Origin of the sequence: Niallia sp. M35 (assembly GCF_050971705.1) — a bacterium.
Classification (GTDB): domain Bacteria; phylum Bacillota; class Bacilli; order Bacillales; family Cytobacillaceae; genus Niallia; species Niallia circulans_A.
Window position 1 is genome coordinate 80,228 of the sequence record NZ_JBPCEP010000008.1, and the last position, 19,708, is coordinate 99,935.

The following is a 19,708-nucleotide window of genomic DNA, read 5'->3' on the forward strand; positions in this document are numbered from 1 at the left end:
CAATTGGGAATAGAAGGCGGTGATAGAATGAACGGTCGCGTCTTCATAATAGGTTTAGGACTTATAGGTGGATCGTTAGCTTTATGTATAAAAAAAGAACACCCAGAAAGCATCATTACAGGTTTTGATATTTCCGAGGATAATTTGAAATTAGCCAGTATGATGGGGGTTATTGATAATCTTTCAACAACGATAGAAGAAGGTGCAAAAACTGCTGATTTGATTATTCTTTCTACACCAGTTAAAGAAACAGAAAAAATCATCGAAATACTTTCTAAAATAGAATTGAAAGAAAATGTTATCATCACAGATGTTGGAAGCACTAAGTCTGTTATTACAGAAAAGTCACAAGTACTATTAGATAAAAACGTTACTTTTATTGGGGGACATCCAATGGCTGGCTCCCATAAAAGTGGTGTTTCCGCATCAAAAGTACTTCTTTTTGAAAATGCTTTTTATTTATTAACTCCCCATGAAAAAATCAAGGATCAGCATGTTCAGTGTTTATTAAAATGGTTACAAGGCACAAATGCGAAATTTCTTGTTATTTCTCCTGAAGAGCATGATTTGTTAGCTGGGGCTATCAGTCATATGCCGCATATAGTTGCTGCATCACTGGTGCATCAAGCAGATCAGATTAGTGAAAAGCATAAGCTAGTAACTAGGTTAGCAGCCGGAGGATTTAGAGACATTACGAGAATCGCCTCTAGCAGCCCCTCAATGTGGCGCGATATATTAATACATAATAAAAACGTGTTAATTGAGTTAATGAATGAATGGAAAAAAGAAATGGACAGAGTCCTTACTCTCATTGAAAATGAACGGGCCGAAGAATTATATGACTATTTTTCCCGAGCAAAAAAAGTAAGAGATGGTTTGCCCCAAGATCAAAAAGGGGCAATCCCAGCTTTTTATGATTTATTTGTAGATGTACCGGATTATCCAGGGGTTATATCTGAGATTACAGGTTATTTAGCTCAAGAAAAAATAAGTATAACGAATATTAGAATAATGGAAACCAGAGAAGAGATATTCGGAATTCTGGCAATTAGTTTTCAAACCGAAGAAGATAGAATAAGAGCACAGAAGTGTATTGCTACCTATTCTAATTATGATACTACGATTGGATAAAAGGATGTGAAGCTATTGGACTTAATCACACTTAAAACAAAAAATCGAGGTTTAAAAGGAGAAATTGCAGTCCCAGGTGACAAATCGATTTCTCACCGCTCGATTATGTTTGGATCGATAGCAAATGGGACAACAACGGTTACAAATTTTTTATTAGGCGATGACTGCTTAAGTACGATCGCTTGTTTCCGGAAGCTAGGTGTTCTAATAGAACAAAATGAAAAAGAAGTGGTAATACACGGAAAAGGAATGGAAGCATTACAAGAGCCAAAAGATATATTGGATGTTGGGAACTCAGGGACGACTATCCGCTTGCTAACAGGAATATTATCCGGTTTACCATTTCATAGTACGCTAATTGGTGATTCATCCATTGGGAAACGGCCAATGACAAGAGTTGTTGCTCCTCTAAGAGAAATGGGGGCAAAAATTGATGGCAGGGAAGACGGAAAATATACTCCTTTATCCGTTCGAGGCGGTAATTTACAGAGTATTACCTATCGATTACCAGTAGCAAGTGCTCAAGTTAAATCAGCGATTTTATTTGCAGGTCTGAATGCAGATGGAGTTACAAAAATAATAGAGCCTGTACCTACTAGAGATCATACCGAAAGAATGATTCAGCGATTTGGAGGCGAAATTAGCAGAAAAGACAAGGAGATCTTTGTAGAAGGTGCTCAAAAGCTTTCTGGAACCAACATTCATGTGCCAGGAGATATTTCTTCTGCAGCCTTCTTCCTTGTAGCTGGTTGCATCGTTCCTAACAGCAAAATTTCATTAAATAATGTCGGTCTTAATCCTACTAGGACTGGTATTTTAGAGGTTCTTCATAACATGGGAGCATGCATGGAGATTCATAAAAATGATACCGATGTATTTGAACCTACAGGAACGATTACTGTGTCTACAAGTGATTTAAAGGGAACAACGATTGAGGGAGAAATTATTCCGAAGTTAATTGATGAAATTCCGATTATTGCTTTATTAGCTACCCAGGCTGAAGGGGTAACGGTTATAAAGGATGCGCATGAGCTTAAGGTGAAGGAAACGAATAGAATTGATACAGTAGTAACCGAGTTAAAGAAATTAGGTGCGGATATACAAGCGACAGAGGATGGTATGATTGTCCGGGGAGGGAAGAAGCTTATCGGAACGAAAGTGGATTCCCATGGAGATCACCGTATCGGAATGATGCTGGCGATTGCTGCGCAAATTTGTGAAGGCGAACTTACCCTTGAAAATGCTAAGGCAATTTCAGTATCTTATCCTTCGTTTTTCGAGCATCTCAATGAATTATCGAATAGAAAATAACAGAGCCCGTCGATGAACATAGTATGTTTATCGGCGATTTTTTTCTGGCAGTAAATAAGATTAAATTCTTGCTGGAGGAATATTTGCAAATCTTAAATCATAGCTTGTCTTAAAAAGACTAGGCGGTGATTTAAGATGCGATATATCATCGAAAATATACATTTATTAAAGAGGCAAAGAGTAAAAAAGACCTCCATTCTAATTGAGGATAACAGGGTGGAATTGATGAGAGATACCTTTAACTCCTATCAATATATGCGAATGGATGGTTCTCCTTATATGATGGCTCCCACCACAGTTATGCTTGATAATCATGTCACGAGAATTCTTTCCTATACTCAACAAAAACAATACATTGAAGAAAATTTAATTAAAAAAGGGTGTACAACCTTGCTGTTTTATTTAGAGGTTAACAGAGAAAGGGAATTGCCGTTACAAGTGAAAAAAATGAAGACTCCTATGTTAAACTGTGCGATTGATTTTGTTGCTGGCGTGAAAATTCCTTTAAAACTGCTATCACCAAGTTTTATACGAGGATGCAAAAGAGAAAAAATCCCTGTTATATTTATCGAGGTAGAAGATGTAAAAGCGTTATACCGAGTACCTTGGGGATGGATAAAAGAAGCCCTATTCCCCTATAACGCTCCATTGGTTCCCATTTTTTTAACAAAAGATCAACAAGAAAAGAAAATAGCACAAAATATGTGGTCAAGCTTAATGAGAGATGTTAAAATACCCTCTATTCCCCATGAGATAAAAGAAGGAATAGCGATAGCTTATCCGGATTTAGTGAAAATGGGGATATATCCATTTAAAGGTAATATATATCAAGGGGGAGAAGTAACATATAATTTATTTGCTATGGATGATGCAATCATAAATATTGAAGAAAATGATTTGTTTCATTATCATTATGATAGAATACAAATGACCATACACAAAGGTAAATGTATTCGAGCAGGGGATAAAGTGTTTTACCGCCCTGGTTTTGGTGAATTACTGGAAGTAAAAGTACCTTCCTTCCTGACAGTATAGAAGGGGATTAGAGAGGATTATTATATGGAAAGAGTTAATGAAATTATATCTTTATTAGAGGACGGTCAACAAGACAAAGCGTTAAAATATTATCAGGATGTATTAAAATCAGGGAATAATGAAGAAAGATTTGTGCTGGGGGAAGAATTATTTCAGTTAGGCTTTTTGGAGGAAGCAAAAGATTTATTCTTAGTTTTACTGGAAGGTTACCCAGAAGAAGGAGAATTACTTGTTCTTGTCGCGGAAGTAGAAATGGAATTAGGCAATGAAGAAGCCGCGATTTCTTATTTAGAACAATTAAACCCAAATGATCCTTCATTTCCTCAAGCATTGCTTTTGCTTGCTGATCTCTATCAAATGGATGGGTTATATGAGGTTAGCGAACAAAAACTAAAAGAAGCGCAAAAAATCTTACCAGATGAGGTAATTATCGATTTTGCGTTAGGTGAATTATATGCAGAACAAGGAAAAATTACCGAGGCGATTAAGTCCTACCAAAAGGTATTACCCAAAGAGGAACATATCGCTGGCGTAAATATAAATGGGAGAATTGCAGATAATCTAAGTGCTGGGGGTGCATTTGAGGATGCTATTCCTTATTATGAAAAAGCACTCGAGGAAAAAGTCGAGATCAATACGCTCTTTAATCTCGCTTTGACTGCATCGCAAGCAGGATTATATACAATTGCTATAAATCGGTTTGAAGAGGTAAAAGGATTGGATCCCTCTTATCATTCCTTATATCTTTATTTAGCTCGCAGCTATGAGCAGGAGGAAATGCTGAATGAAGCGTATAATACAGTTATCGAGGGAATAAAGCAAGATGAGTTTAATAAAGATTTATACTTATATGGTGGTAAATTAGCTTTAAAACGTGGTGACGAACAAAAAGCCGAGGAACATTTTAGAGAAGCGCTTGCAATAGATCCTGAATTTACAGAAGCAGTTCTTTTATTGAATAAATTATTTTTAACACAAGATCGATTTGATGATGTTCTTGAGCTTATTGAGATGATGGATAACCAAGAAATAGAAGAACCTCAATTACATTGGGATGCTGCTAAAGCATTTCATGGAATAGAAAAATATTCAGAGGCATTAAACAAATATCAATTAGCATATACTTTCTTTAAAGAACTTCCAGATTTTCTATATGATTATGGATATTTTCTTTTAGAAGAAGGAAAAAGAAAGGATGCTGCCGAAATTTTTAATATGCTTTTACAAACAGATCCAAGTAATGAAGAGTATATTGAAATATTACAACGCCTTATGGATAACGAATAAGGTTTTTGGATGAACAAGTTTTAATTGACGTTGTAAAAGGCTTATCGAGTGCAAAGAGAATTGTCATTTCCTTAGACGCAGGTAAAACAGGTTGGATAGTAAAAATTTGTTGCAAGCAGAGGAGGGAATTACAAAATGAAAACCCCTGTATCTGTCAACGAGAAAAAAGACTTCATTCGTTGGTTTTTGAATCACTATCAATTGAAGAGACGGGAATGTGTATGGATTTTAAATTATTTAATGAGTCATGATCAATTGATGGAAAAAGTCCATTTTGTTGAAAATGCAGAGAAATGTCCAAGAGGTTTAATTATGTCCACGCATTGTGTTGATGAAGTACCTTTTAGATTTTATAAAGAAAATGTGATGACTACAGATGCAGAAAAGTCTTTTCATGATATTCGCCTTAATCGTGATGAAGATATTTATATTCAGCTTAATTTTTATGCATCGAATCAAGTTCATCAATATGCAGCTGTGTTAGTAGAAAATCCATTTATGCCGAAAAAACTGCAAATTACCGAAAAAGATAAAATGATTGCAGAACAATTTTTAGTGAAGAGTATAGAAAAATTCCAAAAAGAAAAACTTCTCCAGTTAATTGATGAGGCGCTAGATAATGGTGATAAAGAGATGTTTATTACCTTAACAAATCAATTGAAGTTCTTTCAAAATAAATGAAAAAGCATGTAGTCCCGTAAAGCCGATAATAGACTTTGCGGGATTATTTTAATATCGATAGATTTTCCGATGCTTTATAAACTATGGTAAAATAGGAGGATAAAGATAGTAAAAGGAGAAAAAGTGTGAGAAGCATTTACATGATATTAAGTAATCGATCTTTTATTGGACTATTACTCGCTATTAACCTCTTCGGAACTGTGTATGGCTATTATTGGTATAGATATCAGTTAGCAGAAACACCTGCGAAATTTTTATTGTTTGTACCTGATAGTCCGACGGCAAGCTTTTTTTTTGTGTTAGTATTAATTGCGTTTTTATGGAGAAAAAACTGGCCACTAATTGAAGCGCTGGCATTAGTAACATTATTTAAATACGGTATATGGGCAGTAGTTATGAACTTCCTTGTTTATTTTGAAACAGGAACAATCGGCATTGATTCATGGATGCTCATAATTTCACATGGGGCTATGGCCATTCAAGGATTATTATATATTCCTTTTTATCGTTTTAAATGGGGGCATATTATTCTCGTAGCGATTTGGACATTACATAATGATGTGATAGATTATGTGTTTAAAATGATGCCTAAATATAGCGTATTAGATCAATATATGGCAAATATCGGCTACTTTACTTTCTGGCTCAGTGTTTTAAGTCTATTGATTGCCTATTATGCCTATAAAAAGAGCGAGGAATTACAATGGAGGATTCAATAGAATTGCATTTTTTTTAGTCTAACCTTGTCCAACTCATCATACATTTTTAATAGTAGATAGAGGAGGGACAAGAATGAAGGCTAAATTGGTTATGTTGTTAATGATATTGATTTTACTTTTGCCTATTTCTTTTTCTGTATATGCAGACCAAAAAACGCCTGCAAAGGAATTGGATGAACTAGATACCCTTTCAGATGAGGTATTACAGCTTGTACGATCAGAACGTTATGAGGATGCCAAAAAAATTCTTGATTATTTTTCAAACCAGTTTAGCTCAGTTAGTGTAAATGGAAGTCCGTTTACAGTAGATGAACGGAGGATTTTAACTGGTACACATGATGAAGCGGTAGAGGCAATCACTAATCAATCGATTAAAAATGACGAACGGATAAATTCGGTAACAAAATTTCGATTGGCGGTTGATGCTGTTTCATCAGGTGAACAACCTTTATGGACTCAGATGGAAGAACCTGTTATGTCAACCTATCGAGAGATGAAGGATGCTATCCTTTTAGATGATAAAGAAAAATTTGATGAAAAGTTAGATTCTTTTCTATCGTTATATCAAATTATTTATCCGAGTCTTAAGCTGGATGTTTCCGCTGCACAATTTCAAGAATTAAACTCCCTTGTAGAGTTTATGAATACGTATCGGTTACAAGTTTTTAATCAACAAGGAGATTTAGAGGAAGTAACCCAATTAGAAAGTGAATTGCAGGATGTTTTTAATCAACTCTATGAGGATGAGGCAGATCCCTCTTTATGGTGGGTAATTATTTCGACGGGAAGTATTATTATTCTTACTTTATCCTACGTTGGCTGGCGGAAATATCTCGGAGATAAAGCGGAAAAAAGAAAAACAAAACAAAAAAGGGATAATATTTGACTTTGGTGTTTTTCCTGCTTACAATAAAAATATACTACTAGAAATAATAGGGGGAAAAACATGATTTTTATATATTTTATTCTAATTATTCTCATCCCTATTTGGGCACAAATGAAGGTGAAGAGTGCATACAAAAAATATTCCAAAGTAGCTTCTTCCTCCCATATGTCCGGTAGAGAGGTAGCGAGAAGAATATTAGATTCTAATGGGCTTTATGATGTATCTGTCGAGGAAACAAGAGGGGTATTATCTGACCATTATGATCCCCGTTCTAAAGTTGTCCGTTTATCTACTGATAACTATCATGGTCATTCAGTAGCAGCAGCAGCTATTGCAGCACATGAAGTTGGTCACGCTATCCAAGATCAGCAAGAATACTCTTTCTTACGTTTTCGTTCTACATTAGTTCCAGTTGCTAACTTTGGAAGCAATGCATCATGGATCTTTATCTTAATAGGGATGTTCGCACAACTTCCTGGAATGATGTTATTAGGAATCATCTTAATGGCTGCCGGCGTACTGTTCCAATTTGTTACACTTCCAGTGGAATTTAACGCATCGAACCGTGCGATGGATCAAGTTGTGTCATTAGGGATTATAAGAAACGATGAGGAAAGAGAAACGAAAAAAGTGTTGAATGCAGCAGCATTAACATATGTGGCAGCGGCAGCAGTTGCTGTTCTCGAACTAGTTCGTTTGCTGTTGATTTATACAGGAATGTTAAGAGATGAATAGAAATTAAAAATAAGCTGGGCTTTAATTTATTCAGTCGAAACTAAACCCAATCAATGATACGAAAGTTTTTTGTATCATTGGTTGGGTTTTTTTCATCAAAAAAGAAGATTTGTGATATTACACGGAACTTCTTATGGGAACGAAATATATTGATGAATCAACTTATTTGAATTTTGATTTTTTAGAAAATTATAGATTTTAAAAAATGCTAGGTGTATAATAAACAATGCCATTTACATAAAAGAAAACAAAAAGAAAGAAGGGTTTTTTTGCAAACTGCTGAATATGTACAAGGGAAAAAGCGGCAGGAGATGACCATTTATCGGATTTTATTTGCGATAAGTCTTGGACATTTTTTGAATGATTGTATGCAATCGGTTGTGCCTGCCTTATTTCCTGTTATCCAAAAGTCAATGGAATTAAATTATACCCAAATTGGTTGGATTGCCTTTGCTTTAAACATTACATCCTCTATTCTACAACCTGTGTTTGGTGTTTTGGCAGATAAAAGGCCAGCACCATATTTATTGCCGATTGCAATGTTCTCAAGCTTAATCGGAATGCTAGGCCTTTCTCTCGCTCCAAATTTTTACTTGGTCTTATTATCCGTTTTATTTATTGGATTTGGTTCCGCTATCTTCCATCCAGAAGGATCTCGTGTTTCTTATATGGCAGCTGGAGCGAAACGCGGGCTTGCCCAATCAATTTATCAAGTGGGCGGAAATGCAGGTCAATCATTAGCACCTGTATTTACTGCTTTTATTTTTGTACGAACAGGTCAATTCGGAACCATTTGGTTTACTCTTCTAGCTACAATTGGCATGATTGTATTATTTCAAGTATCAACTTGGTATAAGAGAGAATTGTATATTAGAAATCCACAAAAGAAACAACAAGGAAAGCGGGAATTTGTTGTTAATAAAGAAATTATTCTGGCAATATGTTTATTAATTTTCCTTGTATTTGCACGTTCTTGGTATGGAGCGGGAATTAGTAATTTCCTTCACTTTTATTTAATTGAGAAGTTTAGCTTAAGTATTGAAAATGCGCAAATATTTGTTTTTGTGTTTTTACTTGCTGGTGTAATTGGGACTTTTCTTGGAGGACCATTGGCAGACCGCTTTGGGAAAAGAACGATTCTTCTCTTTTCTTTAATCGGATCTGCACCGTTTGCTTTACTGCTCCCACATATGCCGTTTTGGCTAATAGGGCCTTTATTATTTATTATTGGCTTTATTTTGCAGTCTAGTTTCAGTGTGACCGTTGTTTATGCACAAGAACTGCTTCCAGGTATGATTGGCCTTGTGTCAGGCTTAATTGTAGGGTTAGCATTTGGAATGGGGGCACTAGGTGGAGTAATCTTTGGTGTTATTGGAGACACATTTAGTTTGCAAGCAATTATGATTATTTGTAGCCTGCTGCCGCTTTTAGGAATATTGACATATTTACTGCCGACGGATAAGCGAGTTAGTGAAATACATTCTACTTTAAAATAGATAATAGTTAGTATGACATCACTTATAGGCGCCGTAATAAGCTTCGTTCTTGAGCTAATTATAATTAAAATAGACCATACGTTCGTTTTGTGCTATGATTGCTCTAAAAGAAAACAGGAGGAGTTAGGATGGCACTAACAAATCTAAATGTAGAAGAGCGAATGAAACATTATAAAATAGCTGGTTTAAGCATAGCGGTAATACAAGATGCAAATCTTAATTGTATCAAACAGTATGGTGTGAAGGAAGCAGGTAAAACGGATATTGTTAATGAACAGACACGCTTCCATTCTGCTTCTATAAGTAAATTTGTGACAGCTATGTTGGTTTTAAAGCTAGTAGAAACTGGACTGCTTGATTTAGATGAAGATGTTAATGTTAAACTTAGCTCTTGGCGTTTAACAGCAAATAAATGGATAAAAGGCAAAAAAGTAACTTTAAGAGATCTTTTGAGTCATCAATCAGGGATTATTGACCCAGAAGGTAGTTTTAGGGAATGGAAAGAAAACGAGGAAGTTCCTCCTATGATAGACATATTAGAAGGAACTTCCGTATTCAATCGGCAGAAAATACAGATCAGTTGTGAACCAATGAGTGCATTTCATTACTCGGACGCTGGCTTTTGCATTATTCAACAACTGATTGAAGATACTTTGCAGAAATCTTTTCACATAGTATTAAAAGAATTTCTCCTTCAGCCTTTACATATGAATCAGAGCTGTATTGATATAAGAGGTGTTGAAAATATTTCTTCTGGTCATGATAATAAAGGACAAATTATCTACGGAAACTACCCCTTTTATCCTTATCCAGCAGCCTGTGATATTTGGACTACTCCTGCTGATTTAGCGATTTTAGTATTGGAATTAATGAATGCTTTGGAAGGTAGAAGTCAATTAGGATTATCGAGGCAAAATGCTAAGGAGATAATCAGTCCGCAAGGGAACATAAATTGGATCGGACTGAGCGTGTTTTTAGATAGCTCTAATAAAGAAGTGGAAATTTCTGCATTAGGATGGGGGATTGGATTTCAGAGCATGCTTGTAGCTTACCCATTATTAAAAAAAGGGGCGATAATTATGACAAATACTGATTTAGGTGTACATCAAATGAAAGGGATAATAGGAGAGATCTATCATTCTATTTTTGGCAATGATTATTAAGTCAATAGTAAGAGCAAAAAAATTGTATTCATCGTTGCAAGTAATTTAATATTAATTGCAAAGTGAATACAATTTTTTAGTTTATTTATCGAGAGGTTGTTTATATTCATCTAAAGTGAAACCTTCGCCCATTACATCATGAACGATACTAACCGATACAAACGCATGGGGATCTATACTTGTAATGATGCTTTTTAAACGAACAATTTCTGTTTTTGCGACAACACAATAAAGTACTTCCCGATCTTGTTTAGTAAAGGAACCATGTCCTTTTAAGACAGTAACACCACGATCCATTTCACTCATTATCTTATTGGCGATTTTTTCATTGTCGTCAGAAATGATCATTGCTCCTCTAGCTGCATATGCCCCTTCTTGAATAAAGTCGATTACTCTTGCCCCGACAAAAACAGCAACCAATGTATACATCGCTTCTCTATATGATAGATACGTGATTAACGAAAGCGTAATGACACAAAAGTCAAAGAAGAACATGGTTTTTCCCATACTCCATCCGAAATACTTAAACCCTAATCTAGCTATAATATCTACTCCGCCAGTTGTCCCTCCATAGCGGAAAATAATACCTAAGCCGACACCAATAAATGTTCCTGCGAATAAAGCAGCTAGAGTCAAATCTTCAGTGAGGGGAATATGTAACTCGATCTCTGGAAGCTGGAAAAACCAGAGGAAAATAGAGACTGCAACCGTTCCAATAATCGTGTAAATAAAGACGTTTTTCCCTAATAACTTCCACCCGATGAAAAACAAAGGGATATTAAGTAGTAAATTTGTGATGGAAGGATCCAAATTCCATTCAGCATATAATAAAAGCGTAATACCGGTAAAACCACCTTCTGCTAAATTGTTCTGCATATTGAAATGAACAATACCGAAGGAAAATATCGCAGATCCTAAAAGGATGAACAAGATATTTTTAACTTTAATACTTTTAAACATCGACTCGCCTTCTTTCTTAGTACAAAATGCACTATTATTAGCGTATCCATTATATCGAATCACATGCAGATGGGCAATCTAGCAGATAAGCAAGCAATTAGTTAATGTTAGGAAAAGAAGAGTATGCATTTTTAGGTACTTATATTAATATCGTCAAAAATGTTTGTAAAAATGGTTTAGATTAGCTAACATGGAATTGGATAAGATTACTTATTGACTTGAGGTGCTTATATTGAATCAGGATAAAACGGTAAAAGATATACAAAGAGAAGTAGATGAATACATCGGACAATTTAAAGAAGGGTATTTCAGTCCGCTGGCCATGCTTGCCCGACTGACAGAAGAGTTAGGAGAGCTGGCTAGAGAAGTAAACCATTACTATGGGGAGAAACCAAAAAAAGAAACGGAAACAGAGAAAGAAATTACGGATGAAATTGGGGATATGTTGTTTGTGTTAACTTGTTTAGCCAATTCACTTAATATCGATTTAGAAGAAGCACATAATCGTGTTATGCATAAATTTAACACACGGGATAAAGATCGTTGGACAAGGAAAGATCAATAAAGACAAAATACATATTAAGGAGTTAGGACATTGAATAAAGTAAAAATCGTAATCGCAGGACCTAGAGGCAGAATGGGAACAGAAGCAGTTTATTTAATGGGAAGAACAGAGAATTTTGAACTTGTTGCAGTTTTAGATCATAAGAATGAGGGGAAAAGCTTAAAAGAGATAGAAGGCTTTGCTTCTTATGATGTACCAATATATACGGATATAGAAAAATGTCTACAAACAGAAAAACCGGATGTGCTTATTGATTTAACAACGCCTGAGTTCGGCATGCATCATGCTAAAACAGCTTTAAGCTATGGTGTTAGACCAGTAGTAGGAACAACCGGGTTTACGAAAGAAAACTTAGCCGAATTAGAAAAATTATGTGAAGAAATGGATCGCGGCTGTATCATTGCGCCAAATTTTGCTTTGGGTGCTGTGTTAATGATGAAATTCTCTAAAATGGCTGCACGCTATTTTGCCGATGTGGAAATTATGGAAATGCATCATGATCAAAAACTGGATGCACCATCTGGAACTGCTGTGAAAACAGCTGAGCTTATTGCAGAAGTAAGAGAAAGCAAAAAACAAGGACACCCAGACGAAAAAGAGACCATACCAGGCGCAAGAGGCGCAGATTTCGATGGAATGAGAATACACTCTACACGTCTACCAGGCTTAATTGCCCATCAACAGGTTATGTTCGGATCAGATGGAGAATCATTAACTATTAGACATGATTCTTATAATCGGGCTTCCTTTATGTCAGGTGTTAAATTTGCAGTAGAAGAGGTATTAAAGGTAAATGTATTGATATATGGTTTAGAAAATATTATGGAGTAGGAGTGAAATTAGGATGAACATTGCTTTAATTGCTCATGATAAAAAGAAAAATGACATGGTTGCTTTTGTTGTTGCTTATAAAAATATATTTGCAAAGCATACTTTATACGCAACTGGAACAACAGGTGGTAGAATTCAAGAAGCAACAGGATTAGATGTACATCGTTTTCATTCAGGACCACTCGGCGGTGATCAAGAAATAGGCTCGTATATTGCTAATAATGATATGGATATGGTTTTTTTCTTTAGAGATCCTCTAACTGCACAGCCTCATGAACCTGATGTTACAGCATTAATCCGTTTATGTGATGTTTATTCTGTTCCGCTGGCAACAAATATGGGAACTGGAGAAGTATTAATTCGAGGACTCGAGCAAGGTGACATAGATTGGAGAAAGATAGTTCATGGAAAGACAGAACCAGTGGCAAAAAAATTCACAGAAAAACTCAATGAAAACTGATGAAGTTGATATACTCGCTTTTGGTGCTCATGCCGATGACGTAGAAATCGGCATGGGTGCAACCATCGCAAAATATGCTGCACAGGGGAAAAAGATTATTATCTGTGATTTAACAGAAAGTAATCTTTCTTCAAATGGCACAGTAAAAAGACGTAAACAAGAAGCGGAAAAAGCAGGAGAAGTGCTGGGAATTGCTGAAAGAATGACATTGCAGATTCCTGATCGAGGTTTATATCTAGAAGAAAAAGCTATAAAAAAAGTAGTGGAAGTGATTCGTACATACAAACCAAAGATTGTGTTTTCTCCTTATTGGGAAGATAGACATCCGGATCATGGCAATTGCACCAAAATTGTGAATGAAGCAGTCTTTTCAGCAGGGATAAAAAACTATCAGGTTGGAAATACATCAGCACATAAAGTACAGAATCAATACTATTACATGATAAACGGTTTTCATAAACCTGATTTTGTTATTGATATTAGTGATTATATGGAGCAAAAGCAAGCTAGTCTTAATTGTTATCAAAGTCAATTTGTTAAAGGTGAAAACAGTGTGGAAACTCCGTTAACAAATGGCTATATTGACACAATAGAAGCAAGAGAAAAACTTTTTGGCAAAGAAGTTGGTGTGATTTACGCAGAAGGATTTATTAAATCTAAGCCAATATTATTAAATCAAGATTTATTAGGTGGAGACAAATGAAAAAATTAAAAATCGGCATTACCTGTTATCCGACAGTTGGCGGATCAGGGGTTATTGCAACAGAATTAGGAAAGATGCTGGCTGAGAGAGGACATGAAATTCACTTTATTTCTTCCAGTATTCCTTTTCGTTTAAATAAAATGTATCCGAATATTTATTACCATCAAGTGGAAGTAAATCAATATGCTGTTTTTCAATACCCGCCATATGATTTAGCATTAAGCAGCAAAATGGCGGAAGTCATTAATCGAGAAGAGTTAGACTTGTTGCATGTTCACTATGCAATCCCACACGCTGTTTGTGCTATATTAGCAAAACAGATGAGCAACAGGGATGTCAAAATAGTTACAACACTTCATGGCACTGATATAACAGTACTAGGATATGATCCATCACTTGCAGCGGGAATACGTTTTGGAATTGAAAAATCAGATCTCGTAACAGCAGTTTCTAATTCATTAATCGCCCAAACTTATGAAGTAATTGAGCCAAACAAAGAAATACTCCCTGTTTATAATTTTATTGATGAGCGAATTTATCGGAAAGTCGATGCAAGTCATTTGAAAAAAGAACTGGCGATTTCCGATACAGAAAAAGTTGTTATTCATGTCTCTAATTTTAGAGGAGTAAAAAGAGTTACAGATGTTGTACAAGCATTCCATCAAATCGCAAATCAGATTCCCGCAAAACTATTGCTTGTTGGTGATGGACCTGAAATGTCGAAGGTGACCAAATTAGTGGATGAGCTTCAATTAAGACAAAAGGTATTATTTCTTGGCAAACAAGAGAATTTGGAGGAGCTCTATTCTTTAAGTGATCTCATGCTGCTTCTTTCGGAAAAAGAAAGCTTCGGTTTGGTGGCATTAGAAGCTATGGCATGCGGGGTTCCCGTCATAGGAACAAATGTCGGCGGTATTCCTGAGGTAATTGTTCCAAATGAGACAGGGTATATTTGTGAACTTGGGGATATAGAAGATATTGCTAAACATTCGATAAAGCTGTTAACGGATGAAAAGAAGCATGCCCAATTTTCGCAGCATTCTATTTCGAGAGTACGAGATTATTTCCGGGCCGATATCATCGTTGACCAATATATAGAGATTTATAAATCTATTTTAGAAACTGGTGAAATGAATGATAAATCCGTTTGAAGAAGCTCTCCCGATTATTAATAAAATCGAGAAAGCAGGTTATGAAGCATATTTTGTAGGAGGAGCAGTTCGAGACCATTTATTAAATAAGCAAATTCATGATATCGATATTGCTACTTCCGCAACACCGGAAGAAATTAAATCGATCTTTCCTCACACTATTGATGTAGGGATTGCCCATGGGACTGTGATGGTAATATGGGATCAACATACATATGAAATAACAACATTTCGAACAGAATCCGCATATAGAGATTACCGCAGACCAGAGCAAGTACATTTTGTACGGGAGTTAAAAGAAGATCTTAAACGCCGTGATTTCACTATTAATGCAATGGCGATGGATAAAAACGGTCGTGTCATCGATTATTTTAATGGGAAAGAATCCTTAGAAAAAAAAGAAATTAAAACAGTTGGCAATCCGAACGAACGTTTTCAAGAAGACGCGTTAAGAATAATGAGAGGAATTCGGTTTGTGAGTACTTTAGGCTTCCACTTAGAGAAAGACACGCTAAATGGCATTAGAAACAATCAACAGCTTCTTTCAAAAATAGCGGTAGAGAGAATAACAGCTGAATTTGAAAAACTTTTACAAGGTTCATGGTGTTTAGAAGCTTTAAAAATTATGGTAGAAACTAAAATATATCAATTCTTACCGATGCTATCATCAGAAGAAAAAGGGATTTCTATGTTCGCGAAATTACCACTGACCAAGCTTGGATTGCTAGAAAAATGGGCTGTTTTAATTTTATGTCTTGGAATGAAGGAAAAGCAGCAAATAGAATTGTTTTTACGTGCGTGGAAATTATCAGTCAAGCAAATAAAGACTATTCAAAAGATAATATATTGGATGCTGCAAAGAGAGCAGATGACTAATTGGTCTAATCAGGCGCTGTATTTTGCAACATTATCTGTTGCGGTTAGTGCGGAAAAAATGTATCAATTGTTAAAAAATTGCGAGGTAAACATAGATATTGTTCATTTAGAAGAAAAGTATGAGAAGTTGCCGATTAAATCAATGGAAGAACTAAAAATCGGCGGAAACGATCTATTAAGTTGGACAGAAAAAAGACCCGGTCCATGGATAAAAGATGTTCTCTCCTTAGTGGAAAGGAATGTCGTGGAAGAAAAACTTTCTAATGACAAGCAATTAATAAAGGAGTGGCTGAAACGATGTCATCAGATATAAGAAAAGGTTTAATTGAAGCCTTTACTAATAATCCTGATCAATACTTATCTGGTGAATCACTAGCAGAACTTTTAGGGTGTTCGCGAACAGCCATTTGGAAACATATTGAGTCATTGCGAAAAGATGGCTTTATATTAGAAGCTGTCCGAAAAAAGGGCTATCGAATTATCAGTTCACCAGAAAAAATTGTACCAGATAAAATATTCTTTGGTTTAAATACGATGTACATGGGTAGAAATATCCATTTTGAAGATTCGGTTGATTCTACTCAAACTATCGCTCAGAAACTTGCGCTAGAAGGAGCAGAAGAGGGAACCTTAGTGATAGCAGAAGAGCAATTAGGTGGCAGAGGACGGTTAGAAAGAAAATGGCAATCACCTAAATATAAGGGAATATGGATGAGTCTTATTTTAAAACCGAACATACCGATAATGAGAGCGCCGCAGCTGACATTGCTGACAGCTGTTGCGGTCGTCCAAGGAATTCAAGAAGTAACTGGGGTACAAGCAGATATTAAATGGCCAAATGATCTTTTATTGCATGGGAAAAAACTAACAGGCATCTTAACAGAAATGCAAGCAGATAGTGATAGAGTTCATTCGTTGATTATCGGAATAGGAATTAATGTGAATCAGCAGCTTGAAGACTTTGAGAAAGATCTCCAATCAAGTGCCACTTCTATTTATCTGGAAACACAAAAGAGCTGGGATCGGGCAGAACTTATCCAAGGAATCATGTTGCAGCTGGAAAAATTATATCAGCTTTATTTAGAGAAAGGTTTTTATCCAATCAAGCTTCTGTGGGAAAGCTATTCGGTGAGCCTAGGACAAAAAGTGACAGCTAATACGCTGAATGGAAGCATAGCGGGACTTGCAAAGGGTATTACAGAAGATGGTGTTTTGCTACTTGAAGATGAGCAAGGGGCTATGCATTCGATTTACTCTGCGGATATTTTGTTGGAAACGTAATTTGCCCATAGTCAGGATAGAGAAATATTTGTTATAATGCTTTTGTCGGGCAGTATCTTAATGAACTGCACCAGTATGTTTGAATGTGCATAAACCATAATTTAATCTGCCTAGATCCACAATTGGACAAGGACAGAGGGATGAAAATAGACATATAAAACAATCCTTCTATGCTTTGTAGAAGGTTTTTTTTCGTGTAAAGCCATTCCCTCTTCCTATTTAAAAGGAGGAAAACTTAGTGAAAGCAACAACTGATTTTATCAAAATGAAGCAGAAGGGTGAAAAGATTACGATGATCACCGCATATGATTACCCTTCTGCTAAATTAGTTGAACAAGCAGGAACAGATTTAATATTGGTAGGGGATTCCTTGGGAATGGTTGTACTTGGATATGATTCAACTGTACCAGTAACAATGGATGACATGATTCATCATGGAAAAGCGGTTAAACGCGGTGCTGAAAATACGTTTATCGTCATTGATATGCCGTTTATGAGCTATCATTTATCTCGTCGCGATACTTTAATAAATGCGGCACGCTTGATCCAAGAAACAGGTGCAAATGCAGTGAAAATAGAAGGTGCAGACGATGTAATTGAACAAATCAACTATTTAACAAATGCTGGTATTCCAGTGATGGCACACTTAGGTTTAACCCCTCAGTCAGTAGGTGTATTAGGTGGTTATAAAGTACAAGGAAAAAGTTCGGATGAAGCGAAACGGCTTATGGATAATGCATTAAAATGCCAAGCTGCAGGAGCTTTTGCGATAGTATTGGAGTGTGTGCCGATGCAAGTTGCTAAAGAGGTGAGTAAGAGATTGGATATTCCTACAATCGGTATCGGAGCTGGAAGTGAAACAGATGGGCAAGTTCTTGTTTATCACGATTTGATCACATATGGTGTGGATCGAGTTGCAAAATTTGTAAAACAATATGCAAATGTCAATGAAGCTATTTCTCTTGCAATCGATCAATATATTTCTGAAGTGAAAATGGGGGCTTTTCCAGAAATGAAGCATAGCTTTCAGATGAAAGCGGAAGAAATAAAAAGCTTATATGGAGGAAACACCCAATGAATATCGTCACAAATCCAAAACAATTACAGGATATAACTACTTCGTTACAAAAAAATAAAGTAACCATTGGCTTTGTGCCGACAATGGGGTATCTACATGAAGGTCATCGAGCACTGATTAAAGCTGCAAGAGAACAAAATGAAATTGTGATTATGAGTGTATTTGTTAATCCACTGCAATTTGGACCAAATGAAGATCTTGCTTCCTATCCAAAAGATTTTGAACATGATAAACAAGTGGCAATGGAAGAAGGAGTAGATTATTTATTTCATCCCTCGGTGGAAGAAATGTATCCAGGGCAAATGTCTGTGACTGTAAAAGTGGAAAGACGTACGAACTGTTTATGTGGTAAGTCAAGACCTGGTCATTTTGATGGAGTCGCAACTGTATTAACGAAATTATTTCATTTAGTTCAGCCGACGAATGTTTATTTTGGTAAAAAGGATGCACAGCAAGTCGCAGTGGTAGATGGATTAATAGAAGATTTTCATTTTCCTATTAATCTAGTTGCAGTGAATACGGTCAGAGAAGAAGATGGCTTAGCAAAGAGTTCTAGAAATGTTCGCCTTACGCCAATAGAAAGACGAGAGGCAGGCATTTTATATAAATCTCTTAGTATAGCTAGAAGTGAGTTAATAAAAGGAACGGCAGATATAGAAGCATTAAAAAAATCTATTATCACTTTCGTTGAAAAAGAGTCAAGCGGCAAGGTTGACTACTTTGAGATATTATCCTATCCCCAATTAGAGACATTAAAGGAGCTAAATGGGAAGATGGTTATAGCGATTGCTGTCCACTTTAGTAAAGCAAGGTTAATAGATAATATAATCTTTGAATTAGACCATGCATCTAGGTAAACATTGACAAAAATGGAGGGTTATCCTTATGTTTCGGATAATGATGAACGGAAAAATCCATCGAGCTACTGTAACAGAAGCAAACTTAAATTATGTTGGCAGTATTACAATTGATGAAGATATTTTAGATGCGGTTGGAATGGTAGCGAATGAAAAAGTTCAAATTGTAAATAACAATAATGGCGCAAGATTAGAAACATATATTATTCCTGGAGAAAGAGGAACTGGGACGATTTGTTTAAACGGCGCAGCCGCAAGATTAGTTCAAGTAGGAGATATTGTTATTATTATATCTTATTGTTATGTTTCAAATGAAGAGCTCACCCAGCACCAGCCTAAAGTAGCGATTATGGATGAAAATAATCGCATTACAACTATTCTTCAGCAAGAACCAGAGAAAACAGTATTATAACAACTGAAAATTCTTAAAAGCCAAAATAATTATATAAATATTTCTTAACATGTATGTATATTGTTCAGGTTTCTATTTGGTTGGAATATT

General features: G+C 35.8%; 21 protein-coding genes. 20 read left to right on the top strand and 1 reads right to left on the bottom strand.

What is annotated here, in order from left to right:
- Positions 1-27: 27 nt before the first annotated feature.
- The 10 genes from NiCM35_RS12360 (at position 28) to NiCM35_RS12405 (ending at position 10,444) form a co-directional block, all read left to right on the top strand.
- Complete coding sequence (locus tag NiCM35_RS12360) at positions 28-1,131, top strand: prephenate dehydrogenase (protein WP_095331852.1); 1,104 nt, start codon at positions 28-30, stop codon at positions 1,129-1,131.
- A gap of 15 nt (positions 1,132-1,146) precedes the next feature.
- The gene (gene aroA / locus NiCM35_RS12365) at positions 1,147-2,442 is read left to right on the top strand and encodes a 3-phosphoshikimate 1-carboxyvinyltransferase (protein WP_172859979.1); all 1,296 of its coding nucleotides are present in this window, start codon (positions 1,147-1,149) and stop codon (positions 2,440-2,442) included.
- Positions 2,443-2,667: 225 nt separating this feature from the next.
- Complete coding sequence (locus NiCM35_RS12370; protein ID WP_164463828.1) at positions 2,668-3,477, top strand: hypothetical protein; 810 nt, start codon at positions 2,668-2,670, stop codon at positions 3,475-3,477.
- 24 nt (positions 3,478-3,501) lie between these two features.
- Positions 3,502-4,764 carry a tetratricopeptide repeat protein gene (locus tag NiCM35_RS12375; protein ID WP_341160803.1) on the top strand — a complete coding sequence of 421 codons (1,263 nt, stop codon included), beginning with the start codon at positions 3,502-3,504 and terminating at the stop codon, positions 4,762-4,764.
- A 135-nt stretch (positions 4,765-4,899) separates the two neighbouring features.
- Complete coding sequence (locus NiCM35_RS12380; RefSeq protein ID WP_047940375.1) at positions 4,900-5,445, top strand: ReoY family proteolytic degradation factor; 546 nt, start codon at positions 4,900-4,902, stop codon at positions 5,443-5,445.
- A gap of 125 nt (positions 5,446-5,570) precedes the next feature.
- Positions 5,571-6,164 (top strand): lipoprotein heptaprenylglyceryl N-acetyltransferase LhaT, encoded by a 594-nt coding sequence (gene lhaT / locus NiCM35_RS12385; RefSeq protein WP_433779665.1) that lies wholly within the window; start codon positions 5,571-5,573, stop codon positions 6,162-6,164.
- A 73-nt stretch (positions 6,165-6,237) separates the two neighbouring features.
- On the top strand, positions 6,238-7,050 hold the full coding sequence (gene ypjB / locus NiCM35_RS12390) for a sporulation protein YpjB (protein ID WP_095331862.1): 813 nt from the start codon (positions 6,238-6,240) through the stop codon (positions 7,048-7,050).
- Between the two features lie 60 nt (positions 7,051-7,110).
- Positions 7,111-7,785, top strand: coding sequence for a zinc metallopeptidase (locus tag NiCM35_RS12395; protein WP_095259094.1), 675 nt, complete (start codon positions 7,111-7,113; stop codon positions 7,783-7,785).
- 311 nt (positions 7,786-8,096) lie between these two features.
- Positions 8,097-9,281 (top strand): MFS transporter, encoded by a 1,185-nt coding sequence (locus NiCM35_RS12400; protein ID WP_123259136.1) that lies wholly within the window; start codon positions 8,097-8,099, stop codon positions 9,279-9,281.
- A gap of 128 nt (positions 9,282-9,409) precedes the next feature.
- Positions 9,410-10,444, top strand: coding sequence for a serine hydrolase domain-containing protein (locus tag NiCM35_RS12405; protein ID WP_095331866.1), 1,035 nt, complete (start codon positions 9,410-9,412; stop codon positions 10,442-10,444).
- A gap of 81 nt (positions 10,445-10,525) precedes the next feature.
- On the opposite strand, the gene NiCM35_RS12410 is transcribed toward NiCM35_RS12405, so the two are convergent.
- The gene (locus NiCM35_RS12410) at positions 10,526-11,404 is read right to left on the bottom strand and encodes a YitT family protein (RefSeq protein WP_095331868.1); all 879 of its coding nucleotides are present in this window, start codon (positions 11,402-11,404) and stop codon (positions 10,526-10,528) included.
- A 232-nt stretch (positions 11,405-11,636) separates the two neighbouring features.
- On the opposite strand from NiCM35_RS12410, the gene NiCM35_RS12415 reads away from it, so the two are divergent.
- The 10 genes from NiCM35_RS12415 (at position 11,637) to panD (ending at position 19,618) form a co-directional block, all read left to right on the top strand.
- Positions 11,637-11,969 (top strand): nucleotide pyrophosphohydrolase, encoded by a 333-nt coding sequence (locus NiCM35_RS12415; protein ID WP_095331870.1) that lies wholly within the window; start codon positions 11,637-11,639, stop codon positions 11,967-11,969.
- A gap of 30 nt (positions 11,970-11,999) precedes the next feature.
- Positions 12,000-12,800: a 4-hydroxy-tetrahydrodipicolinate reductase gene (dapB, locus tag NiCM35_RS12420; protein WP_095331872.1), complete on the top strand. Its 801-nt coding sequence runs from the start codon at positions 12,000-12,002 to the stop codon at positions 12,798-12,800.
- 13 nt (positions 12,801-12,813) lie between these two features.
- Complete coding sequence (gene mgsA / locus NiCM35_RS12425) at positions 12,814-13,260, top strand: methylglyoxal synthase (protein ID WP_095331874.1); 447 nt, start codon at positions 12,814-12,816, stop codon at positions 13,258-13,260.
- Positions 13,250-13,963, top strand: a complete 714-nt coding sequence (gene bshB1, locus NiCM35_RS12430) for a bacillithiol biosynthesis deacetylase BshB1 (RefSeq protein ID WP_095331950.1) — start codon at positions 13,250-13,252, stop codon at positions 13,961-13,963. Before mgsA ends, bshB1 begins: the two co-directional genes overlap by 11 nt.
- Positions 13,960-15,114, top strand: coding sequence for an N-acetyl-alpha-D-glucosaminyl L-malate synthase BshA (bshA, locus tag NiCM35_RS12435; protein ID WP_095331876.1), 1,155 nt, complete (start codon positions 13,960-13,962; stop codon positions 15,112-15,114). Before bshB1 ends, bshA begins: the two co-directional genes overlap by 4 nt.
- The gene (locus NiCM35_RS12440) at positions 15,098-16,303 is read left to right on the top strand and encodes a CCA tRNA nucleotidyltransferase (protein WP_095331878.1); all 1,206 of its coding nucleotides are present in this window, start codon (positions 15,098-15,100) and stop codon (positions 16,301-16,303) included. The genes bshA and NiCM35_RS12440 overlap by 17 nt, the downstream gene beginning before the upstream one ends.
- A complete protein-coding gene (locus NiCM35_RS12445) occupies positions 16,288-17,271 on the top strand; it encodes a biotin--[acetyl-CoA-carboxylase] ligase (RefSeq protein WP_095331880.1) in 984 nt (327 codons plus the stop codon). Before NiCM35_RS12440 ends, NiCM35_RS12445 begins: the two co-directional genes overlap by 16 nt.
- 238 nt (positions 17,272-17,509) lie before the next feature.
- Positions 17,510-18,349 carry a 3-methyl-2-oxobutanoate hydroxymethyltransferase gene (gene panB, locus NiCM35_RS12450; protein ID WP_095331882.1) on the top strand — a complete coding sequence of 280 codons (840 nt, stop codon included), beginning with the start codon at positions 17,510-17,512 and terminating at the stop codon, positions 18,347-18,349.
- A complete protein-coding gene (panC, locus tag NiCM35_RS12455) occupies positions 18,346-19,206 on the top strand; it encodes a pantoate--beta-alanine ligase (protein ID WP_341122958.1) in 861 nt (286 codons plus the stop codon). Before panB ends, panC begins: the two co-directional genes overlap by 4 nt.
- Before the next feature lie 28 nt (positions 19,207-19,234).
- On the top strand, positions 19,235-19,618 hold the full coding sequence (gene panD, locus NiCM35_RS12460; RefSeq protein ID WP_123257841.1) for an aspartate 1-decarboxylase: 384 nt from the start codon (positions 19,235-19,237) through the stop codon (positions 19,616-19,618).
- The last annotated feature ends 90 nt before the right edge of the window (positions 19,619-19,708 follow it).

Coding starts and splice junctions, on each gene's coding strand:
- NiCM35_RS12360 (WP_095331852.1), top strand. CDS start 28: ATGAACGGTCGCGTCTTCATAATAGGTTTAGGACTTATAGGTGGATCG.
- NiCM35_RS12370 (WP_164463828.1), top strand. CDS start 2,668: ATGAGAGATACCTTTAACTCCTATCAATATATGCGAATGGATGGTTCT.
- NiCM35_RS12375 (WP_341160803.1), top strand. CDS start 3,502: ATGGAAAGAGTTAATGAAATTATATCTTTATTAGAGGACGGTCAACAA.
- NiCM35_RS12380 (WP_047940375.1), top strand. CDS start 4,900: ATGAAAACCCCTGTATCTGTCAACGAGAAAAAAGACTTCATTCGTTGG.
- ypjB (WP_095331862.1), top strand. CDS start 6,238: ATGAAGGCTAAATTGGTTATGTTGTTAATGATATTGATTTTACTTTTG.
- NiCM35_RS12395 (WP_095259094.1), top strand. CDS start 7,111: ATGATTTTTATATATTTTATTCTAATTATTCTCATCCCTATTTGGGCA.
- NiCM35_RS12400 (WP_123259136.1), top strand. CDS start 8,097: ATGACCATTTATCGGATTTTATTTGCGATAAGTCTTGGACATTTTTTG.
- NiCM35_RS12405 (WP_095331866.1), top strand. CDS start 9,410: ATGGCACTAACAAATCTAAATGTAGAAGAGCGAATGAAACATTATAAA.
- NiCM35_RS12410 (WP_095331868.1), bottom strand. CDS start 11,404: ATGTTTAAAAGTATTAAAGTTAAAAATATCTTGTTCATCCTTTTAGGA.
- mgsA (WP_095331874.1), top strand. CDS start 12,814: ATGAACATTGCTTTAATTGCTCATGATAAAAAGAAAAATGACATGGTT.
- bshB1 (WP_095331950.1), top strand. CDS start 13,250: ATGAAAACTGATGAAGTTGATATACTCGCTTTTGGTGCTCATGCCGAT.
- bshA (WP_095331876.1), top strand. CDS start 13,960: ATGAAAAAATTAAAAATCGGCATTACCTGTTATCCGACAGTTGGCGGA.
- NiCM35_RS12440 (WP_095331878.1), top strand. CDS start 15,098: ATGATAAATCCGTTTGAAGAAGCTCTCCCGATTATTAATAAAATCGAG.
- NiCM35_RS12445 (WP_095331880.1), top strand. CDS start 16,288: ATGTCATCAGATATAAGAAAAGGTTTAATTGAAGCCTTTACTAATAAT.
- panC (WP_341122958.1), top strand. CDS start 18,346: ATGAATATCGTCACAAATCCAAAACAATTACAGGATATAACTACTTCG.
- panD (WP_123257841.1), top strand. CDS start 19,235: ATGTTTCGGATAATGATGAACGGAAAAATCCATCGAGCTACTGTAACA.